16 protein-coding genes and 3 tRNA genes are annotated in these 17670 nt (G+C 55.4%); 15 read left to right on the top strand and 4 right to left on the bottom strand.

Translation table 11 applies throughout. The features are described from left to right. Positions 1-2: 2 nt before the first annotated feature. Together asd and rsgA are read right to left on the bottom strand one after the other, a co-directional pair. On the bottom strand, positions 3-971 hold the full coding sequence (gene asd / locus ACT3IC_RS07645; RefSeq protein WP_220435207.1) for an archaetidylserine decarboxylase: 969 nt from the start codon (positions 969-971) through the stop codon (positions 3-5). 98 nt (positions 972-1069) lie between these two features. Further along, positions 1070-2122 carry a small ribosomal subunit biogenesis GTPase RsgA gene (rsgA, locus tag ACT3IC_RS07640; RefSeq protein ID WP_168191995.1) on the bottom strand — a complete coding sequence of 351 codons (1053 nt, stop codon included), beginning with the start codon at positions 2120-2122 and terminating at the stop codon, positions 1070-1072. A gap of 107 nt (positions 2123-2229) precedes the next feature. Between rsgA and orn the strand changes: the two genes are divergently transcribed. The 4 genes from orn (at position 2230) to ACT3IC_RS07620 (ending at position 3375) form a co-directional block, all read left to right on the top strand. Beyond that, entirely contained in the window at positions 2230-2775 is a 546-nt protein-coding gene (gene orn / locus ACT3IC_RS07635) for an oligoribonuclease (RefSeq protein ID WP_039028434.1), read from the top strand. Between the two features lie 189 nt (positions 2776-2964). Next, a tRNA-Gly gene (locus tag ACT3IC_RS07630) sits at positions 2965-3040 on the top strand. 151 nt (positions 3041-3191) lie between these two features. After that, positions 3192-3267, top strand: a tRNA-Gly gene (locus ACT3IC_RS07625). A gap of 32 nt (positions 3268-3299) precedes the next feature. Then, a tRNA-Gly gene (locus ACT3IC_RS07620) sits at positions 3300-3375 on the top strand. A 270-nt stretch (positions 3376-3645) separates the two neighbouring features. Here the strand turns inward: ACT3IC_RS07620 and queG are convergent. Then, complete coding sequence (gene queG / locus ACT3IC_RS07615) at positions 3646-4785, bottom strand: tRNA epoxyqueuosine(34) reductase QueG (protein WP_103177961.1); 1140 nt, start codon at positions 4783-4785, stop codon at positions 3646-3648. On the opposite strand from queG, the gene nnr reads away from it, so the two are divergent. The 9 genes from nnr (at position 4784) to hflC (ending at position 15044) form a co-directional block, all read left to right on the top strand. Then, the gene (gene nnr / locus ACT3IC_RS07610) at positions 4784-6310 is read left to right on the top strand and encodes a bifunctional ADP-dependent NAD(P)H-hydrate dehydratase/NAD(P)H-hydrate epimerase (protein ID WP_420193194.1); all 1527 of its coding nucleotides are present in this window, start codon (positions 4784-4786) and stop codon (positions 6308-6310) included. The two genes, queG and nnr, sit on opposite strands and share 2 nt — an antisense overlap. Beyond that, a complete protein-coding gene (tsaE, locus tag ACT3IC_RS07605; protein ID WP_103177963.1) occupies positions 6303-6764 on the top strand; it encodes a tRNA (adenosine(37)-N6)-threonylcarbamoyltransferase complex ATPase subunit type 1 TsaE in 462 nt (153 codons plus the stop codon). The genes nnr and tsaE overlap by 8 nt, the downstream gene beginning before the upstream one ends. A 16-nt stretch (positions 6765-6780) precedes the next feature. Beyond that, positions 6781-8115 carry an N-acetylmuramoyl-L-alanine amidase AmiB gene (gene amiB, locus ACT3IC_RS07600; RefSeq protein WP_263951581.1) on the top strand — a complete coding sequence of 445 codons (1335 nt, stop codon included), beginning with the start codon at positions 6781-6783 and terminating at the stop codon, positions 8113-8115. A gap of 9 nt (positions 8116-8124) precedes the next feature. Further along, entirely contained in the window at positions 8125-9972 is a 1848-nt protein-coding gene (gene mutL, locus ACT3IC_RS07595; protein WP_473477013.1) for a DNA mismatch repair endonuclease MutL, read from the top strand. Further along, complete coding sequence (gene miaA / locus ACT3IC_RS07590; RefSeq protein ID WP_103177966.1) at positions 9965-10915, top strand: tRNA (adenosine(37)-N6)-dimethylallyltransferase MiaA; 951 nt, start codon at positions 9965-9967, stop codon at positions 10913-10915. Before mutL ends, miaA begins: the two co-directional genes overlap by 8 nt. 85 nt (positions 10916-11000) lie before the next feature. Beyond that, positions 11001-11309 (top strand): RNA chaperone Hfq, encoded by a 309-nt coding sequence (gene hfq, locus ACT3IC_RS07585; protein WP_032616179.1) that lies wholly within the window; start codon positions 11001-11003, stop codon positions 11307-11309. Positions 11310-11386: 77 nt separating this feature from the next. Next, positions 11387-12667 carry a ribosome rescue GTPase HflX gene (hflX, locus tag ACT3IC_RS07580; protein ID WP_103177967.1) on the top strand — a complete coding sequence of 427 codons (1281 nt, stop codon included), beginning with the start codon at positions 11387-11389 and terminating at the stop codon, positions 12665-12667. Positions 12668-12783: 116 nt separating this feature from the next. Further along, complete coding sequence (gene hflK / locus ACT3IC_RS07575) at positions 12784-14040, top strand: FtsH protease activity modulator HflK (protein WP_103177968.1); 1257 nt, start codon at positions 12784-12786, stop codon at positions 14038-14040. A 2-nt stretch (positions 14041-14042) separates the two neighbouring features. Next, entirely contained in the window at positions 14043-15044 is a 1002-nt protein-coding gene (gene hflC / locus ACT3IC_RS07570; protein ID WP_103177969.1) for a protease modulator HflC, read from the top strand. Between the two features lie 41 nt (positions 15045-15085). Here hflC and ACT3IC_RS07565 read toward each other — a convergent pair whose 3' ends face one another. Beyond that, on the bottom strand, positions 15086-15376 hold the full coding sequence (locus ACT3IC_RS07565) for a hypothetical protein (RefSeq protein WP_103177970.1): 291 nt from the start codon (positions 15374-15376) through the stop codon (positions 15086-15088). Positions 15377-15736: 360 nt separating this feature from the next. Here ACT3IC_RS07565 and ACT3IC_RS07560 point away from each other — a divergent pair, with 360 nt between their 5' ends. Together ACT3IC_RS07560 and nsrR are read left to right on the top strand one after the other, a co-directional pair. Beyond that, complete coding sequence (locus ACT3IC_RS07560) at positions 15737-17035, top strand: adenylosuccinate synthase (protein WP_039028486.1); 1299 nt, start codon at positions 15737-15739, stop codon at positions 17033-17035. A 201-nt stretch (positions 17036-17236) separates the two neighbouring features. Further along, entirely contained in the window at positions 17237-17662 is a 426-nt protein-coding gene (gene nsrR / locus ACT3IC_RS07555) for a nitric oxide-sensing transcriptional repressor NsrR (RefSeq protein WP_032616184.1), read from the top strand. Positions 17663-17670 lie beyond the last annotated feature (8 nt).

The raw sequence follows: 17670 nt of genomic DNA, 5'->3' as shown, positions 1-17670 counted from the left end.
GCTTAGCTTACGTCTTTTTTATCGTCGACCAGTGGGCTGGCTTCGTGTTCGGCGGCAATCTCTTCTGCTGGCAGTGGCGCAGGCTCTGCATCCGTGGTGACGAAGGGCTCTGTTGATACCGCCAGCGGCTGGCCGAGCTTGGTCACGGACAGACTTTCAAGCTGCTCTACCAGCTTCACTTTACCCGGCGCAAACAGGTTGATAACGGTGGAGCCGAGCTTGAAGCGGCCCATTTCCTGACCTTTAAGCAGCGCCACGGAACCTTCGCTTTCGCCCGCAGGCCACGTCCAGCGTTTGATGATCCCTTCACGCGGCGGCGTAATGGTGCCCGCCCAGACCGTTTCGATGCTGCCGACAATGGTCGCACCCACCAGAATTTGCGCCATTGGGCCAAACTCGGTGTCGAACAGGCAGATAACGCGCTCGTTACGGGCAAACAGGTTCGGTACGTTTTGCGCGGTGAGGTGGTTAACCGAGAAGAGATCGCCCGGTACGTAGATCATCTCGCGCAGGATACCGTTGCACGGCATATGCACGCGGTGGTAGTCACGTGGCGACAGGTAGGTGGTAGCAAAGGTCCCGTTGCGGAACAGATCCGCCATCAGGTAGTTACCGGCCAGCAGGGCTTCCAGGCTGTAGTTGTGGCCTTTAGCCTGCAAAATTTTGTCGTTTTCGATAGCACCCAACTGGCTGATCACGCCGTCGGCAGGCATTACCAGCACGTTCGGGTCAGTGTTCAGGGGGCGTACTTCATCGCGCAGTGGGCGGACGAAGAAATCGTTGAAGGTGCGGTAGCTTGCCGTATCCGGCTTCTGCGCTTCCTGCATATCGACCTTGTAATATTTCACGAACAGATCGATTACCAGCTTAGTCAGCCAGCCCGCTCGTTTGCTTGCGCCCCAGCCCGCCAGGCGAGTGAGCCACAGTTTCGGCAGAATGTATTGAAGCGAAAGTTTAAATGAGTTTAACAAGGTAGCCTCCAGGCCATTGTTTTGTCGTTCCTGAGCCGGCTGTTAAACAGCCGGAACCTGAAAAAAGGGGACGATTTTAGCGACGCTTAGCTTAGTTGTCAGTCATCAGATTCAGAAAAGCTTTTACGCGTTTTTACCTGAGCCATGCTTTCGAGAATGCGGTGGTAGTTTTCAAAACGGGTTTCCGCAATTTCACCGTTTTCGACCGCTTCACGAATGGCGCAGCCCGGGTCGTTGTCATGCTTACAGTCGCGATATTTGCACGCGCCTAGGTAGTCGTGGAATTCGACAAAACCGTTAAAGATTTGTTCCGGTTCAAGATGCCAAAGACCAAATTCACGCACTCCAGGGGAGTCGATCACATCGCCGCCGTGCGGGAAGTGATAGAGGCGTGAAGCGGTAGTCGTGTGCTGGCCAAGACCGGAGGTGTCGGAGACATCGTTAGTCAGGATCTCCTGCGGCAAGCCAAGCAGATTATTCAGCAGGCTGGATTTGCCCACCCCGGACTGGCCCGCAAAAATGCTGATGCGGTCGGTCAACGCCTCTTCAAGCGGCTTCAGGCCATCCTGAGTGCGGCTTGAGACCATCAGTACGCGATAGCCAATCTTGCGATAGATATCCATCTGCTCGTTAACAAATGCGGTGCCTTCGGCGTCGAGCAGATCAATCTTATTCAGGACGATCAGCGGCTCAACCTGCAGGGTTTCACACGCGACGAGATAACGGTCGATAATGTTCAGCGACAGTTCGGGCAGAATGGCCGAGACAATGACAATCTGATCGATATTGGCGGCAATCGGTTTTACGCCGTCATAAAAGTCGGGGCGGGTTAATACCGACGAGCGCTCGTGCACGGCTTCGACGATACCTTTCACCGTCACGCCTTCAGCAGCGGCTTTACCGGGGCGCCATACCACGCGGTCACCGGTTACCAGCGAGCGGATGGTGCGACGAATATTGCAGCGGTGAACGTCGCCGTCGGCAGACTCTACATCAGCATGCATACCGAAGCGGCTAATCACGATGCCTTCCGCGGGCTCGCCAAACAGGTTGTCGTCGTAGTCGACCTTCTCTGAAGTGGTTTTAAGGCGGCGCTGATGGTTGGCTTTAACGCGGCGCTGCTGCCCTTTGGAGAGTTTATTTTTACTCAATCGTGCTGGCTCCTGGTCGCCCATATTGGGCAAAACCTCTATGATACACACTAATTAATAGTAGTTAACCTGCCACGGCCGGTTATGCGAGAAGGGTGGAAAATAACATGAGTGCAGATGAAAACAATCTGATTTGGATCGATCTGGAGATGACCGGGCTCGATCCTGAGCGCGATCGCATTATTGAGATCGCCACGCTGGTCACTGACGCGAACCTGAATATCCTGGCGGAAGGGCCGACCATTGCCGTGCACCAGTCCGACGAACAGCTGGCGCTGATGGATGACTGGAACGTGCGCACCCACACCGGCAGCGGGCTGGTGGATCGTGTGAAAGCCAGCACCCAGGGCGACCGCGAAGCCGAGCTGGCGACAATCGAATTTCTGAAGCAGTGGGTACCGCAGGGAAAATCACCGATTTGTGGCAACAGCATCGGCCAGGATCGCCGCTTCCTGTTTAAGTACATGCCGGAGCTCGAAGCGTATTTCCACTACCGTTACCTGGACGTCAGCACCCTGAAAGAGCTGGCGCGTCGCTGGAAGCCGGAAATTCTCGACGGCTTTAAGAAGCAGGGCACCCACCAGGCCATGGATGATATCCGTGAGTCGGTGGCGGAGCTGGCCTACTACCGCGAACATTTTATTAATTTATAAGCGATCTTTCCGGCAGGCGTGCGCCTGCCGGGGTATAACGCTTTAAATCTGCACAATGTGACGAATATTGCAGCACTTGAACTAAATTTATAAAAAAACGCTTTTTGGGGGGTTGCAGCAGAAAGGATTTCTCGTATAATGCGCCTCCCGTAACGACAGAGAATTCATCGTTACGACAGCACAGATTTTGCGGGAATAGCTCAGTTGGTAGAGCACGACCTTGCCAAGGTCGGGGTCGCGAGTTCGAGTCTCGTTTCCCGCTCCAAATCTGTTTGCTGAGAAGTAAGACCACCAATCGCAGGATTTCAGGTTGCAACAAGGCGGCAACTGAACGAATCCTTAGAAGCTTACTAAAGTAAGTGACTAAGGTGAGTGAAGGCAGCCAACGCAGTGGCGGCTTGAAAGACGAAGATTAAGCGGGAATAGCTCAGTTGGTAGAGCACGACCTTGCCAAGGTCGGGGTCGCGAGTTCGAGTCTCGTTTCCCGCTCCAAAATTTGTTCGCAAAGAAGTAACACCACCCAAGCGGGAATAGCTCAGTTGGTAGAGCACGACCTTGCCAAGGTCGGGGTCGCGAGTTCGAGTCTCGTTTCCCGCTCCAAATTTTTTCTCCTCCTCCAGATATCCACCGCGGAAAGCCCCGCCGGGGACGACTTGTTTCATTTCTGACAAACTCTTCTTAACAGACTTATCCACAGGTTAATCTCTTTTTACCGAATATTCAGAAACTTCGCCTGATGAATAGTAACGTTTTAATGTATTGAAATTTATAAAGAAAATTTCATTTCAAAATGTTAGCTCGATCACTTGACCAATAGCCAGAACCAGACTCTCTCTGCCTTTTAATTTTTATTCACAGGCTGTGGAAACATCATGCATCTCTCGGAAGCCCTTTTTCGACGACCCTTACCAGCCTGAGTTTCTGCGGAGATTGCACCTCAACCACGCAGGCATTTCGTTTGGCGATTTGCTGCGCAACCGCCCACTCTATGTGTTCATCGAGAAGTGGGTGCTCACCTCGGCGACTTTCCAGCGCCCGGAGATTGGCTTCATCCCAGGGGGCATTTCCCAGCGCAACGGCGATATTACGCAACCAGCGCAGGTGACCAATACGGCGAATCGCCGATCCTTCCGTCACTTTCAAGAACCAGGCTTCGCTCCAGGCAAACAGCTCTGTCAGCGGCGGCGCGTGTAACGCCTTGCGCGGGCTGAAGTCGTCCTCTTCCGTTAGCTGTGAATAACGATTCCACGGGCAGATCAGCTGACAATCATCGCAGCCGTAAATGCGATTGCCGATTAACGGCCGAAACTCTTCCGGGATCGCCCCTTCCAGTTCAATGGTCAGGTAGGAGATGCAGCGGCGGGCATCGACGGTATAAGGCTCGACAATGGCACCGGTAGGGCAGATGGTCATACAGGCCACACAGCGGCCACAGCCTTCTTCGACCGGCTTATCCACCGGCAGGGGAAGATCAATCAGCAGTTCTCCGAGGAAGAAGAACGACCCGGCGTCGCGGCTGAGGATAAGTGAGTGCTTACCTGTCCAGCCGAGCCCGGCTTTTTCCGCCAGCGGGCGCTCAAGAACAGGCGCAGAATCGACAAAAGGTCTAAAATTCAGCGTGGCGCACTGCTCCTGAATCATTTCCCCAAGCTTTTTGAGCCGGTTACGCAACAGTTTATGATAGTCACGCCCCAGGGCATAACGGCTGACATACCCCAGAGAGGGGTTCTTCAGCGTACTGGCAAAAGCGGCTCCGGTGGGAAGGTAGTTCATACGCACGCTGATCACGCGCAGGGTTCCCGGCAACAGTTCATGCGGGCGGGCGCGCATCATGCCGTGACGCGCCATCCACTCCATCTCGCCGTGGTATTGATTATCCAGCCATGCCTGCAGTTTGGGCTCGCTGGCAGAGAGATCGGTATCGGTGATACCCACGTGTTGAAAACCAAGCTCAGCGCCCCACTGTTTAATGTTTTGCGCTAACTGATTGAGATCGAGGGGCTGTGACATGACGGACCATACTGTGAAGAAAAACCCCGCAAGTATACCACACTCTGTCTGGCCCGCGGACGACCTGCGGCGCGCCGAAAAAGAGGCGGCAGACAGTCTGGGCATTACCCTTTATGAACTGATGCGGCGTGCGGGTGAGGCAGCGTTCACCGTTGCCCGTACCGCTTACCCGCAATCCCGCCACTGGCTCATCCTGTGCGGTCATGGCAATAACGGCGGTGATGGCTATGTTGTCGCCCGGCTGGCGATTGCCGCAGGCATTACCGTTACGCTGCTGGCGACAGAGAGCGACAAACCGCTTCCGGAAGAGGCCACAGACGCGCGGCAAGCCTGGCTGGATGCGGCAGGGATTATCCACGCTGCGGATACCCCCTGGCCGGAAGGCATCGACCTCATCGTTGACGGCCTTCTGGGAACAGTTTTGCGCAGCGCGCCTCGCGACGAGGTCGCCGGATTGATCGCCCACGCTAACCAGCATGCGGCCCCCATCGTTGCGCTGGATATTCCCTCCGGGCTGGTTGCTCAGACGGGCACCACGCCAGGCGCGGTCATAAATGCCGACCATACGGTGACGTTTATTGCCCTTAAACCGGGCCTGTTGACCGGTAAAGCGCGCGATGTGGTGGGCACGTTGCATCATCACGCGCTTGGGCTGGAGGGCTGGCTCGCCGGGCAGGAGACCGCCATCACCCGCTTTGATGCCTCGCATCTGGCGCAGTGGTTGCCGCCACGCCGTCCAACTTCCCATAAGGGCGATCATGGCCGGCTGGTGATTATCGGCGGCGACCATGGCACAGCGGGCGCTATTCGCATGACCGGCGAAGCGGCACTGCGCACGGGGGCTGGGCTGGTGCGCGTCCTGACCCGCCGCGAAAATATTGCCCCGATCGTTACCGCCCGGCCTGAACTGATGGTGCATGAACTGACGCCGAAGGCGCTGGATGACAGTCTGCAATGGGCCGATGTGGTGGTGATTGGCCCCGGTCTCGGTCAGGAGCCGTGGGGGAAGGAGGCACTACGCAAGGTCGAAAACTTTCGCCATGCGATGCTATGGGACGCTGACGCGCTGAACCTTCTGGCAATCAATCCGGATAAACGTCACAATCGCATCCTGACGCCGCACCCCGGCGAGGCCGCGCGGCTGCTTAACTGTAGCGTTGCAGAAATTGAAAGCGATCGCTTACATTCTGCCCAGCGTCTGGTAAAACGTTACGGTGGTGTTGTGGTGTTGAAAGGCGCCGGTACCGTCGTCGCCAGCGAGAGCGGAGAGACAGGCATCGTGGATGTCGGCAATGCCGGAATGGCGAGCGGCGGCATGGGCGACGTGCTTTCCGGTATTATTGGCGCGTTGCTTGGACAGAAACTGGCGCTTTATGATGCCGCCTGCGCAGGCTGCGTCGCGCATGGTGCAGCTGCCGATCGGCTGGCTGGCCACTATGGTACGCGCGGCATGCTGGCAACCGATCTTTTTGACACGCTAAGGCGTGTCGTTAACCCGAAAATAACTGACGTAGAAAATGATTAATCGCGTGATCCCTTTACCCGACGAACAAGCAACTTTAGATCTCGGCCAGCGCGTGGCGCAGGCCTGCGAGGGCGCAACAGTCATCTATCTGTATGGCGACCTTGGCGCGGGTAAGACCACCTTTAGCCGGGGCTTCTTACAGGCGCTGGGACATCAGGGTAATGTGAAAAGCCCGACCTACACGCTGGTCGAGCCCTACACCCTGGAAAACCTGATGGTCTACCACTTCGATCTCTATCGCCTTGCCGATCCTGAAGAGCTGGAATTTATGGGGATCCGTGACTACTTTGCCAACGATGCCATTTGCCTGGTCGAGTGGCCGCAGCAGGGGACCGGTGTTTTACCTGAACCCGATGTTGAAATTCACCTGGAGTATCAGGCGCAAGGGCGTGAAGCCCGCGTGACTGCTCTCTCCGCATCAGGAAATTCGATACTGGCGCGTTTAGCCGGTTAAGTTAAGAGATAACGGGATGATTAATCGCGTTAAAAGTTGGCTGATAGCTGCAACGGTGCTGTTTTGCGCACAGGCCGGGGCGGCAACCTTGTCCGATATTCAGGTTTCCAACGGAGACACTCAGGCCCGGATCACCTTCAGCTTTATGGGCGATCCTGAGTATGCGTTTTCGCAGGACGATAGGCGCAGCGTCGCGCTGGATATTAAACAGACCGGCGTTATCAAGGGGCTGCCGTTACAGTTCAGCGGCAACAACCTGGTGCGCAGCATTCGTTCCGGTACGCCAAAAGATGCGCAATCCCTGCGTCTGGTGGTGGATTTAACGCAAAACGGCAAGACCCGGGCGGTGAAGCAACAAAACGGGGCGAACTATATGGTGGTCTTTACCATCAACGCCGATGCACCACCGCCGCCTCCGCCGCCACCGGTCGTGGTCAAGCGGGTGGAAGAGCCTGTCGTTGCACCGCGCCCTTCGGAGCCCGCACGAAATCCGTTTAAATCCGGCAGCGATCGTATTACCAGCGTCACCAGTAGCAACACGGTGACCCGTCCCGCGGTGCAGGCGCGCCCGGCAAGCGGCGATAAAGTTATTATCGCCATCGATGCTGGACACGGTGGCGATGATCCTGGCGCCATCGGGCCGGGGGGAACGCGTGAGAAAAACGTGACCATCGCCATTGCCCGTAAGCTGCGGACCTTGCTGAACGACGACCCGATGTTTAAAGGCGTGTTAACCCGTGACGGTGACTATTTTATCTCGGTCATGGGCCGTTCTGACGTGGCGCGTCAGCAGAATGCCAATTTCCTGGTCTCAGTGCATGCCGATGCAGCTCCCAACCGCAACGCGACGGGGGCGTCCGTATGGGTACTTTCCAACCGTCGCGCCAACAGCGAAATGGCAAACTGGCTTGAGGAACATGAAAAGCAATCCGAGCTGTTAGGCGGGGCGGGCGACGTGCTGGCGAACAGCCAGTCGGATCCCTACCTGAGCCAGGCGGTACTGGATTTACAGTTCGGCCATTCCCAGCGTGTCGGGTATGATGTAGCGACTAACGTCCTGAATCAGCTGCAAAGTGTCGGTTCCCTGCATAAGCGCCGCCCGGAACATGCCAGCCTCGGCGTGCTGCGTTCGCCGGATATTCCGTCCATTCTCGTGGAGACGGGCTTCATCAGTAATAACGGTGAAGAGCGCCTGCTGGCCAGTGACAGCTACCAGCAGCAGATTGCCGAAGCGATTTATAAAGGCCTGCGTAAGTACTTTGATGCGCATCCGCTCCAGTCTGCCCCACAGGGTGTCGCGGGGCAGACCGCCAGCGCCATGTTACCGGGCGAGTCAACCTCGACCAATTAAGGAGCTATCATGCCGATTCAGGTTCTGCCGCCGCAGCTTGCGAACCAAATCGCCGCCGGTGAGGTGGTAGAACGACCTGCGTCGGTAGTGAAAGAGCTGGTGGAAAACAGCCTTGATGCGGGCGCCACCCGCATCGATATCGATATCGAACGCGGCGGAGCGAAGCTCATCCGGATCCGTGATAACGGCTGCGGCATCAAAAAAGAGGAGCTGGCGCTGGCGCTGGCTCGTCACGCAACCAGCAAAATCGCCTCCCTTGACGATCTCGAAGCCATTATCAGCCTCGGTTTCCGCGGCGAAGCGCTGGCCAGTATCAGCTCCGTCTCCCGCTTAACGCTCACCTCCCGCACGGCGGAACAGCCGGAGGCCTGGCAGGCTTATGCCGAAGGCCGGGATATGGACGTGACGGTCAAACCTGCTGCGCATCCGGTGGGAACGACGCTGGAGGTGCTGGATCTCTTCTACAACACCCCCGCGCGGCGCAAGTTTATGCGCACCGAGAAAACCGAATTTGGCCATATCGACGAGATTATTCGCCGCATCGCCCTGGCGCGCTTCGATGTCACCATCAATCTGAGCCATAACGGCAAGATGATGCGCCAGTATCGCGCCGTGGCGCAGGGCGGGCAGAAAGAGCGCCGGTTGGGTGCCATCTGCGGTACGCCGTTTTTGGAAAAGGCGCTGGCCATTGAGTGGCAGCATGGCGATCTGACCCTGCGTGGTTGGGTGGCCGATCCGAAAGCGAGCAGCGCGGCTTTTGCAGAGATCCAGTATTGCTACGTGAACGGACGCATGATGCGTGACCGTCTTATCAACCATGCGATCCGCCAGGCGTGCGAGGATAAACTCGGTGCCGGTGAGCAGCCCGCTTTTGTGCTCTATCTGGAGATCGACCCGCACCAGGTGGATGTCAATGTCCATCCGGCGAAACATGAGGTGCGTTTTCACCAGTCCCGGCTGGTGCATGACTTCATCTACCAGGGGGTGCTGAGCGTATTGCAGCAGCAGGCCGAACCGAGCCTGCCGTTGAGCAAAGAGGTGCCTGCGCCGCGTCAAATCCCGGAGAACCGCATCGCGGCGGGTAGAAACCAGTTCGCTGAGCCCGCTGTGGCGCGGGAACCTGCCGCACCGCGTTTCTCGTCTGGCGGATCAGCTTCCCGGGCGTCCGGGGCGAATTATCCACATGCCCAGCCAGGCTACCAGAAGCAGGCAGGCGCGGTGTATCGCACCTTGCTGGACACCCCGGCTCCGGCACAAAAAACGGCTGAGGCTGCTCCCACAGCACCTGCCCTGATGGGCCATAACCAGAGTTTTGGTCGGGTGCTGACCATCATAGCACCCGATGCCGCGCTGCTTGAGCAGGACGGTCATCTGGCGCTGTTATCCCTGCCGGTCGCCGAACGCTGGCTGAAACAGGCGCAGCTGGCGCCCGGTCCCCATCAGGCCTGCGCCCAGCCGCTGTTGATCCCGGTGCGGATTAAAATCTCGCCGCAGGAGACGCAGGTGGTGCAGCGTCATCAGGCTGCCCTTGCTGAAATGGGTATCGAAATGGTGCTCGAATCGCATCATGTGACGCTTCGTGCCGTGCCTTTACCCTTACGCCAACAAAATTTACAAAACTTGATTCCTGAACTGATAGGCTACCTGGCGCAGCAGACAACGTTTGATGCCGCCAATACTGCACAGTGGATCGCCCGCCAGCTGGCCAGCGATCACCCAGCGTGGAGTATGGCGCAGGCTATCACCGTGCTGGCGGAGGTTGAACGCCTCTGCCCGCAGCTGGTGAAGGCTCCGCCGGGTGGTTTATTACAACCTGTTGATTTACAAACGGCTAAGGCCGCCCTGAAAAATGAGTGATGTAAGCAATACCCGCCTGCCTAAGGCGATATTTTTGATGGGGCCAACGGCCTCGGGTAAAACCGCGTTAGCCATTGAGTTACGTAAAGTTTTGCCAGTAGAGTTGATTAGCGTTGATTCCGCCCTTATTTATCAGGGGATGGATATTGGTACGGCAAAGCCTAACGCAGACGAGTTGCGCGCGGCGCCGCACCGATTGCTGGACATCCTTGACCCGGCGCAGGCTTATTCGGCGGCTGATTTTCGTCGCGATGCGCTGGCGCATATGGCTGAGATCACAGCAGCAGGGCGTATCCCGCTGCTGGTGGGCGGAACAATGCTCTATTTCAAAGCGTTACTGGAAGGGTTGTCGCCGTTACCTTCGGCAGACCCGGCCATTAGAGCAAAGATTGAGCATCAGGCAGCAGAGCAGGGATGGGGCGCACTGCATGCGCAGCTGGCAGAAATTGATCCGGTTGCGGCAGCACGTATTCATCCAAATGATCCGCAAAGGCTTTCCCGGGCACTGGAAGTTTTTTTCATTTCGGGTAAAACTTTAACGGAACTGACGCAAACGTCAGGAGAGGCTCTGCCGTATCAGGTGCATCAGTTCGCCATCGCCCCGGCGAGCCGTGAACTGCTCCATCAGCGAATTGAGCAGCGTTTTCATCAGATGTTGGCTTCAGATTTTGAAGCAGAAGTGCGGGCGCTATTTGCCCGTGGAGATTTGCATACGGATATGCCTTCCATTCGTTGTGTGGGTTATCGCCAGATGTGGTCATACATTGAAGGTGAGATTTCGCATGATGAAATGGTTTATCGAGGTATTTGCGCCACGAGACAGTTAGCGAAGCGCCAGATTACCTGGTTGCGCGGTTGGGAGGGAGTTCACTGGTTAGACAGTGAAAAACCGCAACAGGCGTTACACGATGTATTACAGGTTGTTGGTGATATCGCAGACTGAATGTGTACAATTAAGCCGTATCGTGCGCAATTTTTCAGAATCGCAAGGTTCTAAGTACAAAACAAGCATATAAGGAAAAGATAGAATGGCTAAGGGGCAATCTTTACAAGATCCGTTCTTGAACGCACTGCGTCGGGAACGTGTTCCAGTTTCTATTTATTTGGTGAATGGTATTAAGCTGCAAGGTCAGATTGAATCTTTCGATCAGTTCGTGATCCTGTTGAAAAACACGGTCAGCCAGATGGTTTATAAGCACGCGATTTCTACTGTTGTTCCGTCTCGCCCGGTATCTCATCACAGCAATAACGCTGGCGGCGGTTCCAGTAACTACCATCATGGCAGCAACGCGCAGGGTTCTTCTGCGCCTGCGCAGGACAGCGAAGAGACCGAATAAGGTTACTGGCTGTTATTTCCATATCGGGGAGCCAGGTTTTCTGCGTTCCCCGCTGATCTTTTTTGAGAGGTTTACGCTTGTTTGACCGTTACGATGCCGGTGAGCAGGCGGTGCTGGTACACATCTATTTTTCGCAAGACAAAGATATGGAAGATCTCCAGGAGTTTGAATCTCTGGTCTCTTCCGCCGGTGTCGAAGCAATGCAGGTGATTACCGGTAGCCGTAAAGCGCCGCACCCAAAGTTTTTTGTTGGTGAAGGTAAAGCAGTAGAGATTGCGGATGCCGTAAAAGCGACTGGCGCATCGGTCGTGCTGTTTGATCACGCCCTGACACCGGCCCAGGAACGCAACCTGGAACGTCTGTGCGAATGTCGTGTTATCGATCGGACGGGTTTGATTTTAGACATTTTTGCCCAACGTGCACGTACCCATGAAGGGAAATTGCAGGTTGAGCTGGCGCAGTTGCGCCATCTGGCGACGCGCCTGGTGCGTGGCTGGACACACCTTGAACGGCAAAAGGGCGGGATTGGTTTGCGCGGCCCGGGTGAAACCCAGCTTGAAACCGACCGTCGCTTGCTGCGTGGCCGTATTACCCAAATCCTCTCTCGGCTGGAAAAAGTTGAGAAGCAACGTGAGCAGGGGCGCCGCTCCCGACAGAAAGCAGACATCCCGACGGTGTCGCTGGTCGGTTATACCAACGCCGGTAAATCCACCCTGTTTAACCAGATTACTGAGGCCCAGGTTTACGCCGCAGACCAGCTGTTTGCGACCCTGGATCCGACGCTGCGCCGCATTGATGTGACGGATGTCGGAGAAACCGTGCTGGCGGATACCGTTGGGTTTATCCGTCATCTGCCGCACGATCTGGTGGCCGCGTTTAAAGCCACCCTGCAGGAGACCCGTCAGGCGACGTTGCTGTTGCACGTTATCGACGCCGCGGATGTACGCGTTCAGGAAAATATTGATGCAGTGAATATCGTGCTGGAAGAGATTGATGCCCACGAGATCCCGACGCTGCTGGTGATGAACAAGATCGATATGCTGGACAATTTCGAACCGCGTATCGACAGAGATGAAGAGAACATACCGATTCGGGTCTGGCTTTCTGCGCAGACCGGTGTCGGTGTACCACTGCTTTTCCAGGCTTTAACAGAACGTCTTTCCGGTGAAGTGGCTCAGCACACGCTGCGTCTGCCACCCGAGGAAGGCCGACTGCGCAGCCGTTTTTATCAGCTTCAGGCGATAGAAAAAGAGTGGATGGAGGATGACGGCAGCGTGGGGTTGCAGGTGCGTATGCCAATCGTCGACTGGCGTCGCCTCTGTAAACAAGAACCTGCGCTGGTCGACTACGTCGTCTGACCGGAAAGGAGATGCCTGAAGGATTTTGCCCTTTGGGATACCCGAACCGCTGCGAATGCTCCGGCATGCCAGGCGTTTGAGGGTATATCACCGCATAACAAATATGGAGCACATACATGGCGTGGAATCAGCCCGGTAATAACGGACAAGACCGCGACCCGTGGGGGAGCAGCAATAATCAAGGCGGCAACTCCGGGGGAAATGGCAACAAAGGTGGTCGCGAGCAGGGGCCACCCGATCTGGATGATATCTTCCGCAAGCTGAGCAAAAAGCTGGGCGGACTCGGCGGTGGTAAAGGCACTGGCGGCGGTACTGGCCAGGGGCCGCGTCCTCATATGGGCGGTCGTGTGGTGGGCATTGTTGCCGCAGCGGCGGTGATTATCTGGGCTGCCAGCGGGTTCTACACAATCAAAGAAGCCGAGCGCGGTGTTGTCACCCGTTTTGGCAAATTCAGCCATCTGGTTGAGCCGGGCCTGAACTGGAAGCCGACCTTTATCGATGACGTCACGGCGGTGAACGTTGAATCGGTACGCGAACTGGCGGCATCCGGCGTGATGCTGACGTCAGACGAAAACGTGGTTCGCGTTGAGATGAACGTGCAGTATCGTGTGACCGATCCTGAACGTTACCTCTTTAGCGTGACCAGCGCCGATGACAGTCTGCGTCAGGCGACCGACAGCGCCCTGCGTGGCGTGATCGGTAAATACACCATGGACCGCATTCTGACCGAAGGTCGTACCGTTATTCGTAGCGATACCCAGCGTGAGCTGGAAGAGACCATTCGTCCGTATAACATGGGTATCACCCTGCTGGACGTCAACTTCCAGGCTGCTCGTCCGCCGGAAGAGGTCAAAGCGGCGTTTGACGATGCGATTGCTGCCCGTGAAAACGAACAGCAGTACATCCGTGAGGCTGAAGCTTACACCAACGAAGTTCAGCCGCGTGCGAACGGTCAGGCACAGCGTATTCTGGAAGAGGCGCGAGCCTATAAGACCCAGACCGTGCTGGAAGCCCAGGGTGAGGTGGCTCGCTTTGCGAAAATCCTGCCGGAATATAAAGCCGCGCCGGAAATTACCCGTGAGCGTCTCTATATCGAAACCATGGAGAAAGTGCTGAGCCATACCCGTAAGGTGCTGGTCAATGACAGCAAAGGTGGCAACCTGATGGTTCTGCCGCTGGATCAGATGCTGAAAGGCGGTAACGCGCCGGCGACAAAAAATGACAACAGTGGTGCCAACAACCTGCTGCGTCTGCCACCTGCGTCTTCCGGAAACGCCAGCGCAAACACCCGCTCTTCTTCAAGCGATGGTGACATCATGGACCAACGCCGCGCCAACGCGCAGCGTAACGACTACCAGCGTCAGGGGGAATAACGATGCGTAAGTCAGTAATTGCGATCATTATTATCGTGCTGGTTGTGCTTTACACCTCAATTTTTGTGGTTAAAGAGGGCGAGCGTGGGATTAAATTCCAGTTCAGCAGCGTCGTGCGTGACGGCGACAAGCGTCCGGTTATTTATGAGCCAGGCCTGCACTTCAAAGTGCCGTTTATTCAGTCTGTGAAAACGCTTGATGCGCGTATCCAGACGATGGATAACCAGGCCGACCGTTTCGTGACTAAAGAGAAAAAAGACCTGATCGTTGACTCCTATATCAAGTGGCGTATCAGCGACTTCAGCCGTTACTTCCTGGCAACCGGCGGCGGCGACGTCTCTCAGGCCGAAGTGCTGCTGAAACGTAAGTTCTCTGACCGTCTGCGTTCTGAGATTGGTCGTCTGGATGTCCGGGACATCGTAACCGACTCCCGCGGTCGTCTGACCTCTGAAGTACGCGATGCGCTGAACTCCGGTTCTGCCGGCACGGAAGATGAAGTGACAACCCCAGCGGCTGACGATGCCATCGCCAAAGCGGCTGAACGCGTTCAGGCTGAAACCAACGGTAAAGTGGCGGTTATCAACCCGAACAGTATGGCGGCATTGGGTATCGAAGTGGTTGACGTGCGTATCAAGCAGATCAACCTGCCAACGGAAGTCTCTGAGGCGATCTACAACCGTATGCGTGCCGAGCGTGAAGCGGTAGCCCGTCGTCATCGTTCACAGGGTCAGGAAGAGGCTGAAAAGCTGCGTGCAACCGCAGACTATGAAGTGACCAAAACCCTGGCAGAAGCGGAGCGTCAGGGCCGTATCCTGCGCGGTGAAGGCGATGCCGAAGCGGCGAAGCTGTTTGCGGATGCCTTCAGCCAGGATCCAGACTTCTATGCCTTTATCCGTAGCCTGCGTGCCTACGAGAGCAGCTTCCAGAGCAATCAGGACGTTATGGTTCTCAGCCCGGATAGCGATTTCTTCCGCTATATGCGCTCGCCTACGACACCACGATAAGCAGCGTTAAAAATGGCGCCATAAGGCGCCATTTTTTTATCTTAATTACCCAGCAGCTTGCTAAACAGCCCGCCGATAACAGGCAGCGATCCCAGCGTAGACTCAATGGTATAGCCGACAGTCGAACCCACCGATTGACCTAATTTTTCGCCCAGAGTGGGAGCAATTTGCCCAAGGTTAATGTTACCGATCAGGGGAACATCCACGCTCAGCAGATCGCCTGCGGTGGTCCAGGCAAAGTTACCGATCTTGCCACCCAGCGAAGCGATGCCATCCTGCAACCAGCCCGCGCCGCTTACAGCTTCAATTTCTAAAAGAGTCAATTCTTTCATTTTCATCATCCTAATTAGTGTAATTACAACAACAACTCATATTTGAGATGCGGGCAAAGGGTGACAATTTTTAAAATAAGCGGCAAGGCCAGAATTTATGAATTTTTAACTTCACATACGGAATCATATAACCGCTCCGCCGGTAACCCGATAAAAGGCCTTTGTTAAAAAACTCACATCAATTTGCCAGGTGCTTCGCCATGATTAGTGATGTGATTCGTCTCGCTCCACAACATATTGAGGTAATCGTTTAACTGCGCATAAAGCAGTCCGTTTCGCCGAAATTTGTATACAAAAAAAGCTGAACATCATCAAAACCGATGGTAGAATCCATTTTTAAGCAATCGGTGATTTTGAAAAATGGGTAACAACGTCGTCGTACTGGGCACCCAATGGGGTGACGAAGGTAAAGGGAAGATCGTCGATCTTCTGACTGAACGTGCTAAGTTTGTTGTACGTTATCAGGGTGGTCACAACGCAGGCCATACTCTCGTAATCAACGGTGAAAAAACCGTCCTCCATCTTATTCCATCAGGCATTCTTCGTGACAATGTGACCAGCATCATCGGTAACGGTGTTGTGCTGTCTCCTGCTGCGCTGATGAAAGAGATGAAAGGTCTGGAAGACCGTGGCATCCCGGTTCGCGAGCGTCTGCTGCTCTCTGAAGCCTGTCCGCTGATCCTCGACTACCACGTTGCGCTGGATCTGGCGCGTGAAAAAGCACGCGGCGCGAAAGCGATCGGTACCACCGGCCGTGGTATCGGCCCGGCTTACGAAGATAAAGTCGCCCGTCGCGGTCTGCGTGTTGGCGATCTGTTCGATAAAGCCACCTTTGCTGAAAAACTGAAAGAGGTGATGGAATATCACAACTTCCAGCTGGTGAACTTCTACAAAGTTGACGCCGTTGACTACCAGAAAGTGCTGGATGACGTCATGGCGATCGCTGACATCCTGACCGGTATGGTTGTTGATGTATCCGATCTGCTGGACCAGGCGCGCAAGCGTGGCGATTTCGTCATGTTCGAAGGTGCGCAGGGTACGCTGCTGGATATCGACCACGGTACCTATCCGTATGTAACCTCTTCCAACACCACCGCAGGTGGCGTGGCAACCGGTTCTGGCCTGGGTCCGCGTTATGTGGATTACGTTCTGGGCATCATCAAAGCTTACTCCACTCGCGTGGGTGCGGGTCCGTTCCCGACCGAACTGTTTGATGAAACCGGCGAGTTCCTGTGCAAGCAAGGTAACGAGTTTGGCGCGACCACCGGTCGTCGTCGTCGTACCGGCTGGCTGGATGCGGTTGCTGTGCGCCGTGCGGTGCAGATCAACTCCCTGTCTGGCTTCTGCCTGACCAAGCTGGACGTCCTGGATGGTCTGAAAGAGGTGAAAATCTGTGTTGCCTACCGTATGCCGGATGGCCGTGAAGTGACCACCACTCCACTGGCCGCTGACGACTGGCAGGGCATTGAGCCGATCTACGAAACCATGCCAGGCTGGTCTGAAACCACCTTTGGCGTGAAAGAGCGTAGCGGTCTGCCGCAGGCAGCGCTGGATTACATCCAGCGTATTGAAGAGCTGACCGGCGTGCCGATTGATATCATCTCTACCGGCCCGGATCGTTCTGAAACCATGATCCTGCGCGACCCGTTCGACGCATAATGAGGGTTTCGCCCGGCGGCGCTACGCTTGCCGGGCCTACAACACCCATCACAGGCCGGAAAGCGATGCGCATCCGGCTTTTTCGTTCTCCTTTCCCCCTTTCAGTTTAAATAAATTCGCCGTTGACTATCTGGCTGGTTTATCATCATTAATGAATATCTCTGCGGATATACCGCGTTTTACCCTTTTCCTGAGGTTGATGTGCAGTTAACAAGTTTCACCGATTACGGATTGCGTGCGCTGATTTACATGGCGTCGTTACCCGCTGGACAGATGACCAGTATCTCTGAGGTGACAGAGGTCTACGGTGTGTCCCGTAATCATATGGTCAAAATAATCAATCAACTTAGCCGAGCCGGATATGTTGCTGCCGTCCGCGGGAAAAATGGCGGCATCCGCCTCGGTAAACCGGCACAGAGTATTCGTGTTGGTGATGTGGTGCGCGAACTGGAGCCATTGTCTCTGGTGAACTGCAGCAGTGCGTTCTGCCACATTACCCCCGCCTGTCGACTGAAACAGGCGCTTTCAAAGGCTGTGCAAAGTTTTCTCATGGAACTGGATAACTACACGCTGGCCGATTTGGTTGAAGAGAATCAACCGCTATATAAATTATTGCTGGTGGAATGAAGAAAACG

It is taken from the genome of Leclercia sp. GHBNCSD, from assembly GCF_055805075.1.
The sequence above is the reverse complement of the archived record's forward strand: the minus strand, read 5'-3'. Positions and strand labels throughout refer to the sequence as shown.

Bases quoted from the DNA above. Each gene is read 5' to 3' on its own strand.
- ACT3IC_RS07560 (WP_039028486.1), top strand. From the start codon at position 15,737: ATGGGTAACAACGTCGTCGTACTGGGCACCCAATGGGGTGACGAAGGT.
- amiB (WP_263951581.1), top strand. From the start codon at position 6,781: ATGATTAATCGCGTTAAAAGTTGGCTGATAGCTGCAACGGTGCTGTTT.
- mutL (WP_473477013.1), top strand. From the start codon at position 8,125: ATGCCGATTCAGGTTCTGCCGCCGCAGCTTGCGAACCAAATCGCCGCC.
- ACT3IC_RS07565 (WP_103177970.1), bottom strand. From the start codon at position 15,376: ATGAAAGAATTGACTCTTTTAGAAATTGAAGCTGTAAGCGGCGCGGGC.
- queG (WP_103177961.1), bottom strand. From the start codon at position 4,785: ATGTCACAGCCCCTCGATCTCAATCAGTTAGCGCAAAACATTAAACAG.
- miaA (WP_103177966.1), top strand. From the start codon at position 9,965: ATGAGTGATGTAAGCAATACCCGCCTGCCTAAGGCGATATTTTTGATG.
- orn (WP_039028434.1), top strand. From the start codon at position 2,230: ATGAGTGCAGATGAAAACAATCTGATTTGGATCGATCTGGAGATGACC.
- tsaE (WP_103177963.1), top strand. From the start codon at position 6,303: ATGATTAATCGCGTGATCCCTTTACCCGACGAACAAGCAACTTTAGAT.
- hflC (WP_103177969.1), top strand. From the start codon at position 14,043: ATGCGTAAGTCAGTAATTGCGATCATTATTATCGTGCTGGTTGTGCTT.
- hfq (WP_032616179.1), top strand. From the start codon at position 11,001: ATGGCTAAGGGGCAATCTTTACAAGATCCGTTCTTGAACGCACTGCGT.
- nnr (WP_420193194.1), top strand. From the start codon at position 4,784: ATGACGGACCATACTGTGAAGAAAAACCCCGCAAGTATACCACACTCT.
- hflK (WP_103177968.1), top strand. From the start codon at position 12,784: ATGGCGTGGAATCAGCCCGGTAATAACGGACAAGACCGCGACCCGTGG.